The sequence below is a fragment of the Singulisphaera photorubra genome (assembly GCF_045290345.1).
Taxonomy (GTDB): Bacteria; Planctomycetota; Planctomycetia; order Isosphaerales; family Isosphaeraceae; genus Singulisphaera.
Map to the genome: position 1 here is coordinate 6584916 of NZ_CP155447.1, position 16099 is coordinate 6601014.

General features: G+C 64.5%; 10 protein-coding genes. 2 read left to right on the forward strand and 8 right to left on the reverse strand.

Translation table 11 applies throughout. The features are described 5' to 3' along the window. Positions 1–30: 30 nt before the first annotated feature. The 7 genes from V5E97_RS24715 to V5E97_RS24745 form a co-directional block, all read right to left on the reverse strand. Positions 31–2736: a DUF1549 domain-containing protein gene (locus V5E97_RS24715; RefSeq protein ID WP_406694256.1), complete on the reverse strand. Its 2706-nt coding sequence runs from the start codon at positions 2734–2736 to the stop codon at positions 31–33. 58 nt (positions 2737–2794) lie between these two features. After that, positions 2795–5032, reverse strand: a complete 2238-nt coding sequence (locus V5E97_RS24720) for a PQQ-dependent sugar dehydrogenase (RefSeq protein WP_475297070.1) — start codon at positions 5030–5032, stop codon at positions 2795–2797. Continuing rightward, complete coding sequence (locus V5E97_RS24725; protein ID WP_406694258.1) at positions 4917–6761, reverse strand: CotH kinase family protein; 1845 nt, start codon at positions 6759–6761, stop codon at positions 4917–4919. Before V5E97_RS24725 ends, V5E97_RS24720 begins: the two co-directional genes overlap by 116 nt. Before the next feature lie 180 nt (positions 6762–6941). Continuing rightward, a complete protein-coding gene (locus V5E97_RS24730) occupies positions 6942–9206 on the reverse strand; it encodes a serine/threonine-protein kinase (protein ID WP_406694259.1) in 2265 nt (754 codons plus the stop codon). Then, positions 9196–9780, reverse strand: coding sequence for a sigma-70 family RNA polymerase sigma factor (locus V5E97_RS24735; RefSeq protein WP_406694260.1), 585 nt, complete (start codon positions 9778–9780; stop codon positions 9196–9198). The genes V5E97_RS24730 and V5E97_RS24735 overlap by 11 nt, the downstream gene beginning before the upstream one ends. Before the next feature lie 343 nt (positions 9781–10123). Beyond that, complete coding sequence (locus V5E97_RS24740) at positions 10124–11665, reverse strand: 3-keto-alpha-glucoside-1,2-lyase-like domain-containing protein (protein WP_406694261.1); 1542 nt, start codon at positions 11663–11665, stop codon at positions 10124–10126. Positions 11666–11952: 287 nt separating this feature from the next. Further along, on the reverse strand, positions 11953–12498 hold the full coding sequence (locus V5E97_RS24745; RefSeq protein WP_406694262.1) for a hypothetical protein: 546 nt from the start codon (positions 12496–12498) through the stop codon (positions 11953–11955). Positions 12499–12540: 42 nt separating this feature from the next. On the opposite strand from V5E97_RS24745, the gene V5E97_RS24750 reads away from it, so the two are divergent. Next, on the forward strand, positions 12541–12720 hold the full coding sequence (locus tag V5E97_RS24750) for a hypothetical protein (protein WP_406694263.1): 180 nt from the start codon (positions 12541–12543) through the stop codon (positions 12718–12720). A 59-nt stretch (positions 12721–12779) separates the two neighbouring features. Here V5E97_RS24750 and V5E97_RS24755 read toward each other — a convergent pair whose 3' ends face one another. Beyond that, a complete protein-coding gene (locus V5E97_RS24755; protein ID WP_406694264.1) occupies positions 12780–13178 on the reverse strand; it encodes a hypothetical protein in 399 nt (132 codons plus the stop codon). 440 nt (positions 13179–13618) lie between these two features. On the opposite strand from V5E97_RS24755, the gene V5E97_RS24760 reads away from it, so the two are divergent. Further along, positions 13619–14452 carry an alpha/beta hydrolase family protein gene (locus tag V5E97_RS24760; protein WP_406694265.1) on the forward strand — a complete coding sequence of 278 codons (834 nt, stop codon included), beginning with the start codon at positions 13619–13621 and terminating at the stop codon, positions 14450–14452. Positions 14453–16099 lie beyond the last annotated feature (1647 nt).

The following is a 16099-nucleotide window of genomic DNA, read 5'->3' on the forward strand; positions in this document are numbered from 1 at the left end:
GCAATCCTCCCGCCCGTGGGCGGCTCGTGATCAGTCGAGGTATCGGAACTCGGCGTTGGCGAAGAGAGCCTGGCAGAACGCCGACCAGGCCTCGCGCGCCGGGTCGACCTCCCTTGCGTTTGCAAGTGCGAGTGCGGCGAAATCCCGGAGGAACGCAACGACGCGGTCCCGTTCCGCCAGGGTGGGCGGCCGAGTGAAGGTGAGCCGATACGCCTGGTCGATCTTTCGAGAGTCATCGCCCTCAACGGCCCGGAGCCGATCGGCCAGTGCCTTTGCCTGCCGGGCGACGAACGGGCCGTTCATGAAGTAGAGCGACTGGGCCGGGCCGGTCGTCGTGGCCCGCTCGCCCGTCACGAGGCTCGGGTCGGCGAAGTCGAAGAGGGCGAGTGGCTCGAGCACCTCGTCCCGGATCACCGGCAGGTAGACCGACCGGTGCGTGTCCGAGACATCCAGGCCGACGATACGGACGAACCGGGCCAGGCCCTCGCCGACCCGTGCCGTGGCCGACCCGACGGGCGGGTCCGGGTTGAGCCGGCCGCCGACGGCCAGCAGGGCGTCCCGAAGCGCCTCGGCCTCCAGCCGACGCTTGCACTTACGCCAGACCAGGGTGTTGTCGGGGTCCGCCTCGAAGTTGCGCGGGTCGTGCGTGGAGTCGAGTCCGTAGGCCCTGCTGAGCACGATCCGGCGGATCAGCCGCTTAATCGACCAACCGTCGGCCATGAAATCCACGGCCAGCGTGTCGAGTAATTCCGGGTGGCTCGGCCGCTGACCCGCGGCGCCAAAGTTGTCGGGGGTGGCCACGAGCCCGCGGCCGAACAGGTGGAGCCAGACCCGGTTGACGATCACACGGGCTGTCAGGGGGTTGGAGGGGGAGGCGAGCCAGTCGGCCAGTTCGCGACGGCCGCTCCCCGACGCGATCGACGCGGACGGATCGTCGCAGAGAACCCGGACGAGCCCGCGAGGAACGACCGCGCCAGGCTGGTCGAGTTCCCCTCGCACGTAGAGCGGGCTGTCGACGAACTCATCGCGCTCGCGCACCCCCATCGCGAACGCGCGTGGGGACCCGTTGGGACGGTCGATCGCCAGGCGGTAGCGGAGCATCGAAAGCAGCGAGGTCGTCCGCCGGAGCCGATCCCGGTTGCCCTCGCCCGGAGGGATGGCGTCGCGTTCGCGGACCAGGGCGGCAAGGCGTTCCTCCATCGCAGCTCGCTGACCTTGCGGCAGCGAGGGCACCGCCGAGGGCAGGCCCGCGCCGGGAGGGAGTTCGATCAGCGGCGAGGCGTTGAAGTTCGGGAACACGCCCGCCAGCGTGCCCGAGCAGGTCTGGGTGCTGCGGAAGATGCCCGAGAGCGCGTAGTAGTCGCGCTGGGGGATCGGGTCCAGCTTGTGGTCATGGCAGCGTGCGCAGGCGACCGTGAGCCCGAGGAAGGCTCGTGTGGTCGCCTCGATCTGCTCGTCGACGAGGTCCAAGGTGAATTGCCCACGGTTCTCGGCGTCGTGGGCCTTGCTGCCGAGGGCGAGGAACCCGGTCGCGATGAGCTGGTCGGCCCGCTTGCGGTCGTCCTCAGCGTGGAGCAGGTCGCCGGCGATCTGCTCGCGAACGAACTGGTCATACGGCTTGTCGGCGTTGAACGAAGCAATGGCCCAGTCTCGATACCGCCAGGCCTGGGGGTAGGTGAAGTTCGTCTTGCCGCTCGACTCGGCGAACCGCGCCACGTCGAGCCAGTGCCGCCCCCAGCGCTCACCAAAGCGGGGAGAGGCGAGGAGCCGATCAACGACCTTGGCGAAGGCGTCGGGGGAGTCGTCCTGGAGAAAGTCGTCGAGATCTTCGGGTGTGGGCGGGAGGCCGATGAGTTCAAACGTGACCCGGCGGAGAAGTCGCGGCCGATCGGCGTCGGCGACCGGGGTGAGACCACGGGCTTCGAGCGTCGCGAGGAGGAATCGGTCGATCTCTCCGCGGGGCCAGTCCTCCCGCTTCACGACCGGCGGGGCGGACTTCTTCGGTTGGCGGAACGACCAGAACTCCCGCCCCTTGGCGAGGTCGACGGACGGCCGCGCCCCCACGCCTGCCGGCGCGGTCCTGGGATCGGGCGCCCCCATCTTGACCCAGGCCTCGAAGTCGGCGACGACCGAGTCGGGGAGCTTCGCCTTGGGGGGCATCTGAACCTCATCGTCGCGGTAGCGAATGGCACGTATGAGCAGGCTCTCGTCGGGGTTCCCAGGCACGATTGCAGGGCCGGAATCTCCCCCGAGGCGGAGGGCCTCCCGACTATCGAGCTGGAGCCCGCCGCGGAGCTTCTCGGCGGTGCTCGCGTGGCACTTGCCGCATTGCGTCGCCAGGACGGGCCGAATCTTCGCCTCGAAGAACTTCTCCTGATCGGGAGTGATCGAGGCCTCGCCTGTCGGCATCTCCTTCCGGGCGTCCGGCTTGACCGCTGCGCCGCCGGGTCTTGGGGAGAAGGACTTGCGGTATTCCGCCGTGGAAAGGAATCCGTCGCGGTCCGCGTCGAGCCGACGGAACATGGGTCCGATCGCGGCTGCGCCGCCCCTCATCCGGGGGGAGGTGCGCAGAAAGTCCCGGTATTCCTCGAGCGAGAGCCGACCATCGAGGTCGGCATCGCCGAGGCTGAAGATCCGCTCCGGGTCGAAAGCGGGGAACCGCTGCACCTGGGCGGATGTACGGCCCGCCGGCAGCAGAACGAGCACCAGGAGCACGCGAGCCGAATATCCCGTCATGATGGCGACTCCTCTCATCATCGACCTCGGAACAACATCCCGGCTCGTGTGGAAAGACTCAAGGGGTCAATGACTGGAGATAGGAGACGAGGTCGGCGAGCTGCTCGGGCGTTAAGGTGTCGGCGATCCCCTCGGGCATCGCCGACAATTCTTGCCGGCGGCGTTCCTCGATGTCCGAACGCTTCAGCTCGCGCAAGGCACCCGACGACTCGCGGACCTGCACAACCGAAGCCCCTTCGCTGACCACGAAGCCGGTGAAAACGCGGCCGTCGGCCATGGCGAAGCCATAAGCCTCATAACCCTGGGCGATCTTGGCGCTCGACTTCAGGATGGATTCCACGAGCTCGGCAGGGCTGTAGCGTTTGCCGATGTCGACCAGGTGCGGCCCTTTGGGCGTCTGGCCGTCCGCATCGGTGTGGCAGGCGCGACACGACTGCGCGGCGAAGAGCCCCCTGCCCCGCTCCGCGTCTCCCTTTGCCTGGAGAGCCCGCCTCGCCGCGGCCTCGTACGACATATTGCCGATCTGGTCCTTGTTCTTCGGGTCGGCCTTGGCGATGAGGACGCGGATCTCCTCCTCGGCCTTCGACGGACCGGTCGCCAGGTCGGTAGGCAGCCCCGTGAGGCGGACACGCTGCCGGGCCAGCTCCTTGCGAAGGAATGTCGCGGTCTCGGCGTCGTCATCGAGGATTGCGGCCTTGAGGACCGAGGCGATCCTCCCGCTGGCCTCCCACTTCCGGGGGTCGAAGTACGGGCCCGTCGCGTCGGGCCGGATGCCCCACCAGCTCCCCTCATAGTCCGCCTCGCGATGATAGAGCCGCACCAACGTGGCCAGGAGTTCGCGGCGAACTTCGGGAGAGCGGGCTGCCCCCAGTTTCTTGACGAGTCCCTCAACGGCCCTCGGATCGTGCATGGAGCGCAAGGCGCGGAGGGCCCCCTCGCGATGGGGGCCGTCGATAGCGTCCAGGCAGGCGTCCACCGCGTGAAGCGCGACCAGGGCCCGCATCGCCAGGTGGGGCAAGACCCGATCCGGGTCTGGCTGAGAATTCACCGGCCTCGCCGTCGGCATCGGCGAGTCCTCGGGACGCGAGGTCAAGGGGACCAGGCTCGCGGCCGCCGAGGCATCCCCCAGACGCCCCAGCGCAATCAAGGCTCGCGCCCGGACCCGGGCCGAGGGGTCGGCCAGGGCCGCGATGAAGAGGCTGGGCTCGACGCCTTCGAGCTCCGTCCTGCGGTCGGCCAAGGCCAACAACGCGAACTCGCGGACGGCGGCGTCCTCGGCGAGCTTCTGCAAGACGCCGTGAGCCCCGTTGCCGTCGAGTTGCTTCAGTGCAAAAAGCGCCGCGACCCGCCCGGGTACGGGCCTGGAGGGGTCGGACGCCAGCTCAGCGAGAACCCGGGTCGTCTCGATCGTTCGCCCGCGACGGAGGATTTCGCGCTGAGAATCGAAACGCGAGGCCGCATTCGGGCCGCACATGCCGTCCATCAGTTCGCTCAGAACGGCCGTTCTCGGGTCGAGACGTTCGGTCGCCGTCCAACCGGGAGGGGTCACGCACGCGAGAAAGCCAACCTGCGGCCCGACATGGACGCTGGCCTCACCCCCGCGCCAGCTCGCCACATAGAGCCGGCCGTCGCTCCCGAGATCCATACCAGTCGGCCGGGGGATGGAGAGGAAGACGCCCTGAGTCGCGAGGAAGGAGGCCCCTGCCGGCCTCAGGTCGTGCCGGTAGACTTCGCTTCGGCCCCAGTCGCCCGTCAGGAGCACGCTGCGATAGGCCTCGGGCCAGCGATCGTCCTGGAGCGACAGGGCACCCGTCCCACCCCCCTGGCCGAAGGCGCCGAGCGGCGGCATGATCTCATCGGGATAGTTGGTGAACCGTTGGGTATAGCCGTAGTCGGCGGTCTGGATCAGGTGGCTCACGCGCACATCCCAGCCGGCCCCATCGTTGGTATTGTCCCTCGTGAAGAGGTTCATGTCCGGGTCGATCGCGATGGCGAACGGGTTGCGGAGCCCGATCGCGAAGACCTCCAACTCCGTACCGTCGGGCCTCACGCGGAGGATGCCGCCTCCACGTTGCGACAAGGTCGTACCGTCCTTCCCCTTCGCCCCGTGAAACCCGTAATCGCCGACGGCGATGTAGATCCAGCCATCGAGCCCCATGCGGATCCCGTTGGTCGTGTGGTCACCGCCCCGCTCGTCGATCTGGCTGGTTGTCAGGCCCGAGACGAGGACCTCCTGACGGTCGGAGACGCCGTCGCCGTCCTCGTCGCGGAAGACGCTCAGGAGCGGCGGGTGCAGGACCCAGACGTTGCCATCCTGGGCGATCAGACCGCGGGTGCTCCATCCTGGCGAACACGTTCACACGGTCGGCTTTGCCGTCGCCGTCCTCGTCGACGCAGCGCACCACCCGGCCGCCCCCCGGCGTGCGGCCGAGCGAGCCTTGCTCGTCCACGGCCACGTACAATGCGCCGTCGGGGGCCACGGACAGGGCCACCGGGTAGCCGACCTTCGGCGGCGCCGCGAAGAGGCTGACCTTGAACCCAGTGGGGGCCTTGACGACCTCGCCGATCGTCTTGTCGTCCATCGGCGGGAGCGGAGGATTACGGCCCGGCGGCCCGAAGTTGAACTGAGGCCGGTAGCCGTCCCTCTTTCCCGCGATCTGATCTGCAACCGAGGCGGATCGCTTCTCGGCGAACGTCCGCAGGTCGGGGGCCGCCGGGGCTCCCGGAGGGCCAAAGCCGGCGGGCGGCTCCGCCCGCGCGGCCCGCGCCGCCGCCTCCCGCTCGATCATCGGCTTCGTCGCGCCCTCGATCGCGGCGACATCCGCCAGAAAGCGGTCCTTGCGGAAGACGGTCGAGGCGAGTTCCTTGACGATCTCCTGATGCGCGTCGCGAACCTCCTTGATGGCGAGCAATCGGTCGGCCAGCCGGTTCACCCCGCCGTAGGGTCGAGCCAGGCTCATATCCATAAGCTGATCGAACGAGCCCATCATCGCGAAGTTCGCGAACGACAGCTCCTGGTCGCCCGGGATGAAGACGAATCGATGGGTATTCGGGTCGAGGAAGAGGGAATAGTTGTAGCCGAGCGTGAAGAAGCCATCGGCGTTCGCGATCAACGCCTGGACCGCCATGAACCGCAGGAACTTGTCGACATCAAGGTACGAGCCGATCTCGTTCCGAAAACGCTCGTCTTCTCCCTGCTGGACGAGGCGGAGGAACTCAATGAGGCGCTTCGCCTCATCCGGGGTCGGCTCGGCCAGGGGACGGTACGGCCCCCGGTATTTCTCCCAGTCGTCGCCGAGGAAGTCGAGACCGCGGAGCCCCTGCGGCCTCAGGAGCAGGCCCTTGTCCGTGTGGAACCGGTCCTTCAGAAACGGCCGGTCCACGGGCTCGACGAGAGTATAGAGTCCAAGGTAAACCTTCTCGTGTTGGCCCGGGACGGAGAGCGTCACCTCGGCCAGGGCCGTACGAGGCGCGGGCACGCCGGCCTCGCGAAAGCGGGCGAAGGCGAGCGCCTCGCGTGCCTTTGTGGGATCGAGCGCGCCGCCTTGAAGCTGCATCGCGCGGAGCCCGTGAAAATCGACATGTTCGGCGCGGTTCAGATCGACCAGGAGGGAACGCTTCAGCCCGAAGGCCGACGCCATGTAGGAGGCGTTCCCCGAGTAGCGAAGGCCGACGCCCTGATACGTCTTCCCCTCCGCCGTGACGGCCCCGCGTGCCCAGGGGAACTCGACGCCGAAGAGGTTCCGTTCGCTCTCACGCCCCCCTGGCTTCCTCGGACGAGAGGCCGGTGGCGGACCGCCCGGGACTCCGGGCGGGGCCGGGGGCGGAGGCTGCATCGCCCGATACTCTTCCACCGGAATCTCGACGTGGAGGTTCACGACCTTGGTCAGGCCGAAGAAGTCCGCGCCGGCGGCCTTCTGCTCATCACCATCGTCCGCGACCCCCGAGACGAGCACGGAGGGTCCGGCGAATAAGAGGGTGCAGCAGGCCAACACGGTCGCTACGGCGAGGGCTCGTCGGTGCATGGAGTGACCTCTCGTGGAGTTGAACGAGGAGCCGTTACACGTGGGCGAAGGCGGTGCGATCGGACAGTCGACAACGCTCCCCCAGGAGTAAGAGATGCGATCCGGCGGCGGGTGTCGCGCGCCCGTCGTCAGATTCATTTTTTTTTCGGCAGTCGCGCATTCCGGCGCCTCGCGCCCTCTTCAGCGCGACGTCCGCCTCGAGTCGCGCTGCGTCCGAAACGGCGTGGGGAAGGCGTTCAACGTGCCTCGGATCGGCTCGCCGGCCATCTCCTTCCATCGCCGCGTCTGCTCTGCGGTCAGAGCGGCCACGATGCGTTCCATCGCCGGCTTGCCGGCCACCTCAGCCAGCTTGCCCGCTTGCAGTTCGCGTCTCTGGCCGAGGAGGGACTCCTCCTCGATCGCGCGGATCTGCTCGCGCTGCCCCGGTGTGAGCCCGAGCGCCTCAATAATCTCCGGCTCCCGGAAGGCGGTCGGCCCCTCCGACTGGAGGGCAATCTGGCGGAGCCGGACGCGCTGGGATGGTGTCAGGATCGCGTCAACCTCCTCCTCGTTGGCGCGGGCCTGCTCCAGGGCGATCCGCACGCGCTCGGCCGGGGGAGGCAGGTTCGCCGGGTCTCCGAAGGACTCCCGCCAGCGCCTCCCGGCCCGGTCGGAGAGGTCGGCCACCCTTGCCCTCTGGCCCTTGTCGAGCCGAAGATCGTTGAGCGCCGAGGGCTGAGCAAGCAGGTAGAGCTCCCCCGCGGCGCGAAGGACCGCCAGATCGGCCAGGATCGTCTCGACCCGTCGCGTGGTGTCCCGCAGTTCGGCTTGCGCGTCTGGGTCGCTCCGACGCTGTTCGACAAACTCCCGATAGTAGGCCAATGCCGACGCGAGCAGGCGCTTGCGGAGCCCCGCCATGCCTGGGCGGTGGGCAAGTTCCTCCTCACTGACCTGGATCAGCTCGTCGACCGCGCGGCGGGCCAGGCGAAAGCGGGCCTCGGCTTCTTCCGCACGCTGACGCTCACGACGGTACGCCGATTCCGCCTTCCGCTGCTCGACCAGCGTCTTTGCCTGCTCGCCACGGACGAGAGCGGTGCTAACCAGGGACGCGGCCGAGAGGAGGATCAACGCCACGGCTCCGGCCCTGACGGCCGTCGGATGCCGTCGCGACCAGGCCCGAAGCCGCTCAGCGGCCGTCGGCCGTCGGGCCAGGATCGGCCGGGCGTCGAGGAAGCGCTGGAGGTCGTCGGCCAGCTCCTGCGCCGTGCCGTAGCGGTCGCCTGGATCCTTGCGCAACGCTTTCAGGACGATCGTCTCCAGCTCCGGCGGGACGGTGCGGTCCAGGTCGGAGGGTGAGGCGGGATCGTCCTCGGCGATCAGCCGAATCAGCGCGTGGCGGTCACGGCCCTCGAAGGGAGGGTGCAAGGTCAGGAGCTCGTAGAGCGTTGCGCCCAGCGAATAGATGTCACTGCGGTGATCGACGATTCCGCGGCGGGCGAGGACCTGCTCGGGACTGGCGTAGCGGAGCGTGCCCAAGAGCTCCCCTGTGATCGTGAGCCCGGGATCGCCGGTGACCTGGGCGAGGCCGAAGTCGGTGACCCAGAGCTGCCCCCGAAGGTCCAGCAAGAGGTTGCCTGGCTTGACGTCGCGATGCACGATCCCCGCCTGGTGGGCGTGCTCCAACGCCAGCGCCGCCTGCCGAGCCAGCCCGGCCGCTCGATCGAAATAACGGCGGCGGTCCGCCGACCGTTCGCGGGAAATGGTCGTCGTGGCATGCGCAACCTCGCCCCCGGAACCCGGCTCGTGGAGCCTTAAGTCGAGATCGGCGTCAACCGCCCGATCGTCCTGCTCCCCCTCGGCCGGTGATAGGCGGGGCCCTTGCTCATCGCGAAGGCGGCGAAGTTCCCCGATGAGGGCGGCGAGGCTCTGTCCCTCGATGAATTGCATCGCGTAATAGTGGACGCCTCGCTCGGAGCCGACCGCATGCACCGGAACGATTTTCTCGTGCTGCACATGCGCAGCCGTCAGCGCCTCGGTCTTGAAACGCTGCAAGCGGCGGGGGTCGATGGCCGAGGCGAACGGAAGAACCTTCAGCGCAACACGCCGCCGGAGCGAGATCTGCTCGGCCTCGTAGACGACCCCCATTCCCCCCCGCCCCACCTCGCGGAGGAGGCGGAAGTCGCCGATCTCACCGATGCCCGGAGGCGATGGGTTCGGCCCCTCGCGAGGCAGACCGAACGGAGCACGGGCGTCGCCCAGTCCGACGGCACGGAGGGGAGCCGTGAGCCGTGCGACCTCGTCGTGGCCGGCAAGGAACGCCTCGAGATCTTGCTGGAGGTCGGGGTGGGCCGCAATGAGCTGGCTTCGGTCGGGCTCCCGGCCCGCTTCGAGCGCCTCGACGTAGGCCAGGAGAACCTGGTTGCGCCGCTCTTCCTGGGTCGGCTCGCCGGTGAGTTCAGGCCCCATGGGCCGACTCCCCCGGTTCATGGAGCAGCTCGCGGAGCCGCTTCAACCCGCGAAAGAGCAAGCCGACCGCGGCCGGGCGCGTCCGCCCGATCTGCTCCGCTACATCGGCCACCGTGAGCCCATTCAAGTAATGCAGCTCCACGACCCGCCGCTGGTCCTCCGGCAGCCGAGCGATCGCGTGCGCGAGCCGTAGCACCTCCTCGTCGCGAACGGCCCCCTCGCTCGGAGACGTCTGGTCGGCCGCGAGCAGGCCCTCCATCCGGGAAGACGAACGCTCCAGTTCCGCCTCCAGCGACCGTTCCCGGCCGGGATCGCGGGCCCGAGTGTCGAGCCGCCGAACCGCGGCCGCCAGCGCATTTGCCAGGATCGCGCGGAGCCAGGCCAACAACTCGCCCTCGGTCCCGCCCCGAAATTGATCGCGTCTCTCGTGAGCGTGGAGGATCGCCTGCTGGACAACGTCGGAAGCATCCAGTTTCGCCCGGGGGCGAGACCCCAACTGGAGCCGCACGAGCAGCAAAAGGTAGTCGCGGTAGTCCTCAACGGACCGGATGTCCTCACGAGCAGTGCGTCGCATGGTCCCGCGCTCTCGCGTCCTCCCCATCCGGCGTTCATCCGTCGCATCGACTTCTCAATGAAAGTACGCCAATGCCGCCCGACCGCGATAGGTCCCTGTGCAAAAACCGCCCGGCCCCGCGATCCGGCAGGCAGGCGGCTGGGGGAGTTTCTCCCGATCGGTACGGCGATTGGACGCGAATGGAGCAGATTAGCCGGCGTCGGCCAACCGCCTCCGGCAACAGGGACACTCGCTGTCGCTCCCTGTCACCAGAGGCAAGAACGCGGTCGGCCGCGGGGAGGCATGATCGCCTGAAACGTCAACGGAGAGGGGGCGGAGGCGGGGACAACGTGCGGGCAATCACCTATCTCAGTTCTCGCACGCCTTGCTTCAGCTCATAGACATGCTTCACTTCGTCATCAGTAAGTGCCGCATTAAAGACGGCGAGGTCATCCATTTGGCCGACATAGGCGGCTCCAAGGACCAACAGCACACGTGCAGGATCCCAGTCGAATTTGAGATCCCAGTTCTCGATCGTGCCTTGCAGCTTGCCGTTCAGATGCAGCCGACCAACCTGCGGTTTGCTCTTATCGTTGACGTTTTCCAGCGAGAAGACCACGTGGGTCCACGTCTCGCGTGAAAAGGGCGCACGTGCCACTTGCACCATCGGCCGCTTGGCGACCGGGATGTCGGCCCACTGGACGTTATCCGGGTTCCAGATATGAAACAGTGGGCGAATAGCATAGCGGAAGAACCGCGGCGTTTCGTCCTTCGACCATTCGAGGAAGATGAAGCCCTTCTTGGAGTCGTCACCAACGATCTGGACGGGGTCGCAGTACCCAGGTTCCAGGTCTTCGTCAGGGTTCAGACGCAACCAGACGGAAACGGAAGCATTCCAGTTCTTGTCGTTGTAGCCGATCGCTCCTGCGTCCTTGAAGGCAGGGCGAAAGTTGGTTTTCTTCGTGAAATGGAGCGCACCGCCAAAGCGGCCAGCGTCGGGGACCAGCCGTACCTCGTCTGGAGGGGTGGCGGTCTCGAGACCTTTTCCCTGCACGACGTAACACGTTTTATCGCCGCGTGCGAAGTCCGCCTCCAACCCCTTGTCGAAGGACGCATGCAAGGTCAGGGCTCGCGTGAGCTTCGCTTTCGTTTCTGCCTCCGCCGCGCTGAGGATCTGCTTGGCCTCAGGGATGCCGATCTCTCGGACGAAAATGTTTCGCCAGCGGATTTCGCCGCCGTGAGTCTGCAACAGGATTGGTCCTTTCGCAGGCAACGGCCGGTTGCGGTCGTCGTAGTTCTCCATGACGGCGCCGTCGACGACGAGTTTGTCGTTCAGCCAGACCCAGGTGCGGTCACTGACCTGGCGAATGCGAAACTGGTTCCAGTCGCCAAACGGACGGTCGGCCAACACCAAGGGATGGCGTCCGGTGGTTCCCGGCGTGTTATTGAAGAGACCGCCGGAACCCAGATGAGGTTTGCGGGTGGGTGCTTTGGGATTGAAGACTTGATTGACGTCCCAAATCTGGACCTGTGGCGCGCCTCGCAGATAAATGCCGCTGTCGGCCTTGGGCACGGTCTTGTATTCGACCAGTAACTCGATGTCACCGAACTCTTCGTCGGTCGTTGCGTATGGCCCCTTGCCGTCGTTGACCAGTTCGCCGTTCTCGACAGTCCAGTTCTTGGGGAATTCGGCGCGTTGCTCGGCGAGGTTCGCCGCCTTCTTTTCGCCCGTAAGCTTCGCACCGAGGTGCGGGTTCAGGCCATGCCAGCCGGAGAGATCCTTTCCATTGAAAACGGCGCGGAAGCCATTCGGCGGACTTGTCTCCTCAGCGCGGCCGACCGCACCCATCCCGAGCCCGGCCATCGCGGCGATAAAAGACAGGGTTCGCTGGACACGACATCTCATAGCTTTGCTCCGGTGCATCGTAGTCACACTCGCCGCGACCGCAATGGTCTTTCGCGGCCTCAAGGTGGAGTATCCTAACAGTCCAGCGTGGTTCATGGCACCACGCCACGCAATCGAGCCCTCGTTTCCGAACTCATGCCCAAATTGGGTTTGCCACACACCCCGAATTCTCCGAACTCGGCTGAGTGAGCGGCGGTTACAACGCCCGCGGGGTTTCGGCACGAAGCGCAATAGACGACCGCCGCATGGTTTGTCCCCTCTCCCGATTGGTTTTTGCACTCCTGGCTTTAGGCTTCATCCGACAGCAGCAGCGGCGGTGGCGGAGTGTCATCATAGAGGCCCACCCACTCGGTCGCGAGGTCGGCGTCGAAGAAGAGAATCCAGGAGCGTTTGGGGATGCTTCCCGCCCGGAGACAATCGCGGATGGCGGTGATTGCGGCGGAGACGTCCGTGAGCGCGAGGTCGATATATGCGTACCGGAGGCCCATGCCACCGCCTATCTGGCACCCCAGGCGGTGCGGAATGAGCGCACTGTCAATCGCGTGTTCGATTTCGGATTTATCGGTGAATGACGAATCGGCCAGCCCTTCAGACAAGTCAATTTTTATATAGCAAAAGGTTTCGCCGCAACGCGTGAAACGTTCGGAATAAAATGCCTCGCCAGTGTGGGCGGTAATCCACATCGTGGGGTTTGCGGACTTCGCAACGAAGAGGTCAGTCTGGTGGAGAAAGTCGTCAGCCTGGTCGGGTTCGAGCTCCCACACAGTCCATCCAGATTCATGCACCCATTGATAATGCGGGGTGGGTGGAAGCTGGTCGCGAATCCCTTCCACCGCGGCGTCGACGGTTTCCTTGAGCCGGTCGAGCTTGATAGCATGGCGTGGTGCTTCGCGAGCACGACCGAGGAGCGATTTCAGGCCCTGATTCTCGGGAAATGGGCTGATTTCAATCGTACCGATCCAGCGGTCAAGACAGCGCTCGCCCAGGAGCGTTTCGGTCGCAACAAACGCTGCATTGAGGGCTTGTTTATCGTCGCTGATTTTGATGCGAGGTGAGTAGTAACAGAGCTCGATCTGTCGTTTGTCACCGACCGAGGCCCGGACGAGGAAGTCGCCTATGTCATAAGCCGTGCGTGCTTTGACTGTGGATTTCGTCGATTCGAGATCCTCCGGAAGCCGGGCGTCGTAGAATTCCCAGGCGGGGATGTCGGGGCGCGTTCGAGGATCGTGGCAACCAAGGGCCGAAGCTCATGGGCCGACTCGGGGGTTAGCACGAGCCGGTGTCCCTCACCAAGCACCGCCGGGCCGTATTCCCACATGATTTCGGGGTGAATGGCGTGCAGGTTGTCGTCCATCCACTTGGGTAAGTCCCACCGCGCCTCTTGTTTGAAGAGCGATTTGAGATTGTCAACCTGACCGTCAAACGCTCGCCACCATGCGTCGATTTTCGCGATAATGGCCTCCCGCTCGGCGGCATCTTCGGGCTTGTGGTCGTGATAATAAAGCCAGCGCATGATGAAATAGTCTCACGCGATTATTGCCAGGGAACAGTAGCGACTGCGACGGAATGTAGCAGATTCCACGCGAGCGGCAAGCAGTTGCGGAGAAGCAGGGGCGGTTCCGCCGGAGGGTCGTTTCGTCGCTTGAGAATTCGTGAGCAGAGCGTAAAAAAGGGTGCGTGTCGCCGCTCCCCGCGCCGCCACCCGACTGGTCCGTGGGGGGGGGCAACTCCCTTGCCAACCCGACAAATCCGAGATCACAGTATCGAACGAGGCTGCACATTTCGTTCAGGAAATCCATCCCGCATTGGAACCGCCCGGACCCATTTGCAGTTGTGGCGAGTGGAACGCGGGCGAGGGCTTGCTCCAGACAGTGGCGGAATCGTAGTCTCCAGATCAGAATGCTCGGAGTCTGACCAGCACGGCGACGTTCCAAGAAAGTAGGACACTCTCGAATGACTCTCCATGGATCTGGATTCATCTTGGCTCTCGCTGTTTCCGGGGTCATGTCGTCGACCGCAATCAATGCGGCCGAAACCGTCGACGTGGCGTTCTCGGCGAGGCTCGACGGCAGCGAGCAGCGTTACGTGATCGTGATGCCCGACGGTTTTCAACCAACGGCACAGGTTTCGGTGCTGATCGCGCTGCATGGTCACGGGTCGGACCGCTGGCAGTTCGTGAAAAACGGGCGTGACGAGTGCCGGGCCGCACGCGATGCCGCCGCGAAACGGCGAATGATCTTTGTCTCGCCGGATTATCGCGGAACGACGTCCTGGATGGGGCCGACGGCCGAGGCCGACCTGGTTCAGATCATCGAGGATCTGAGGCGCCAATTCCGAGTGGGCAAGCTCGTGATCAGCGGCGGGTCGATGGGCGGCACGGCGGCCCTGACGTTCGCCTCGCTGCATCCCGACCTGATCGACGGCGTCGTGTCGATGAACGGCACCGCGAACCTGGTGGAGTACAACGGGTTCCCGGACGCGATCTCGGCCTCGTTCGGCGGGTCGAAGCAGGACAGGCCCGACGAGTACCGCAAACGCTCCGCCGAACTGGCGGCCGAAAAGCTGACGATGCCGATCTCGGTGACAACCGGTGGCCGTGACACGATCGTGCCTCCCGACAGCGTGCTGCGGCTCGCCCGGCAGTTACGGGAGAAGAACCGCGCGGTGCGATTGATCCACAAACCAGAGGGGGAACACGCCACGAACTACGCCGACGCGGCCGAGGCGTTCGACTTCGTCCTGGATCGAGTGCTCGATGCCAAGGAACGGACGCAGAAGCCATTCTGAAGGTGAAACGCCGAAACCAATTCCGTAGTAATCAAGAGGCATTGCTACCGGCGGGCGCGGAGACGGCCAACGCGTCCCAGTCGAGCGAGCGAACGGCTCCTCGGTGCCGGAAAGATCAGTCATCGAGCAGAGGAGACGGAGCCTCGCGTTGGATGGGCCCCTCAAACGCTCGGACAGGTGGTAAGCCCCGTAGAAGGTCCCGAAGTAGTCGCCTCAAGCGGCGACGCGATTGAGTTCTTTGTCGGACACGGTGATGCCCGCGTGCCGGCCACGAAGCATCGTCATGATGCCTCCTCCCTACAGGGGTCTACCTTCGCACTCGCTCACGTCGTTTCCGAGGGAACGTCCGCCGTCGTGCGGATGGCCGAGGATCGTGGGATGGAGCGGATGGGGTGCGTTTTAGGATCACGCGATAGGCCGAACTAACCCATCTCTTAATCGCCATCCCTCAAGCTCACAACCTCGCCCTTCATCTTCTGAGCTTTCTCCAAGAGAAAGCCTTCATCGGAGAAGACGACAAAGTGTCTCTCAGGTTAATAATTCTCAGCAAACACGAAGTATTCGATTTCCAGTTCGGTGAATCGTGGCCCAAATTCATTCGCACTTGAACCAAGCATAGAGACGATTGATTTTCCGGTCGGCCAACACTACGTTACGAAAAATTAAAGTAAAAGCCCGGATGAACGCCTGAGCAATTCGCCAAACAATATTCACGCCTATACATACAGATACGTTTCCACGACGAGTCGGCAGTGATCGCAACCAAGTCTGGAAATCTCCAGTGGAGAGCATTTTTCATATTTTTAGCCTATGCCCTACCGGTCTCACAAATCAACACATGTCATTTTAATTTGAATCTTCTGTCGTATCGTTCGCCAGCGCATCCATACTCCAGCGTGGTCATAATCTCGAATCGAGGCCGGACTTGCGGATAGAAAACGCGACGCAGAATAACCCGGCTTGGGACAATTGAGTCATCACCAACACGGAGAAAACCTGTTTTTGGGAGTGTTCGGCGCGACAAGGAACGTGCTCGCCTTGTGGCACAAAGCAGACTACGAAGCCTTTGTCGGTTTCCCTTGGGTCGATGTAAGATTCAACGCGCACGCCTGGCAAGGGTGGATCCATCGCTTCATGGTGCAATTCCATGAGTCGGGTGGCCAATACTTTTGGATTCGGCACCAATTGCAATGTTTTGCTTCATCTACGCCATCGCGTTTCTACGCATGCCCCCCAGATTAGGACTCCACCCTGTGCGTTAGCGAAAGCAGACAGAACATGCCTTCATGTCTTTTCAATAAAATTCTGCTTTATTTTCAGACTCTTTGGGTCGCAATCCTTCGTCCGGCCGTGAAAATCGGCCCAAGGACTACGCCTTGAACTCCAACCACTCGCTCTCGACAGCACGGGACTCGCTCTCGACCATTGCGCGGAGCATGACGACCGAATCGCCCTCCACGACCCGATCAAACAGGCCTTAAGCAAGGAGAATCGCATTCATTCAACGGCATCATCAATCATGCCCCCCATAAAATCATCTTGATGATTCTCAGATTGCAAAATTCCACAATAGCATCCGCGAGTCCTCTAATGTCAGTCGACTCGCGAGTTGAGTGGGCATCGCCCCGGCGAACAGATAATCCATAC

What these genes read in the sequence shown, in the direction of transcription:
- V5E97_RS24715 (WP_406694256.1), bottom strand. Translation starts at nt 2,736, where the DNA reads ATGACGGGATATTCGGCTCGCGTGCTCCTGGTGCTCGTTCTGCTGCCG.
- V5E97_RS24725 (WP_406694258.1), bottom strand. Translation starts at nt 6,761, where the DNA reads ATGCACCGACGAGCCCTCGCCGTAGCGACCGTGTTGGCCTGCTGCACC.
- V5E97_RS24730 (WP_406694259.1), bottom strand. Translation starts at nt 9,206, where the DNA reads ATGGGGCCTGAACTCACCGGCGAGCCGACCCAGGAAGAGCGGCGCAAC.
- V5E97_RS24735 (WP_406694260.1), bottom strand. Translation starts at nt 9,780, where the DNA reads ATGCGACGCACTGCTCGTGAGGACATCCGGTCCGTTGAGGACTACCGC.
- V5E97_RS24740 (WP_406694261.1), bottom strand. Translation starts at nt 11,665, where the DNA reads ATGAGATGTCGTGTCCAGCGAACCCTGTCTTTTATCGCCGCGATGGCC.
- V5E97_RS24750 (WP_406694263.1), top strand. Translation starts at nt 12,541, where the DNA reads ATGGCGTGGTGCTTCGCGAGCACGACCGAGGAGCGATTTCAGGCCCTG.
- V5E97_RS24755 (WP_406694264.1), bottom strand. Translation starts at nt 13,178, where the DNA reads ATGCGCTGGCTTTATTATCACGACCACAAGCCCGAAGATGCCGCCGAG.
- V5E97_RS24760 (WP_406694265.1), top strand. Translation starts at nt 13,619, where the DNA reads ATGACTCTCCATGGATCTGGATTCATCTTGGCTCTCGCTGTTTCCGGG.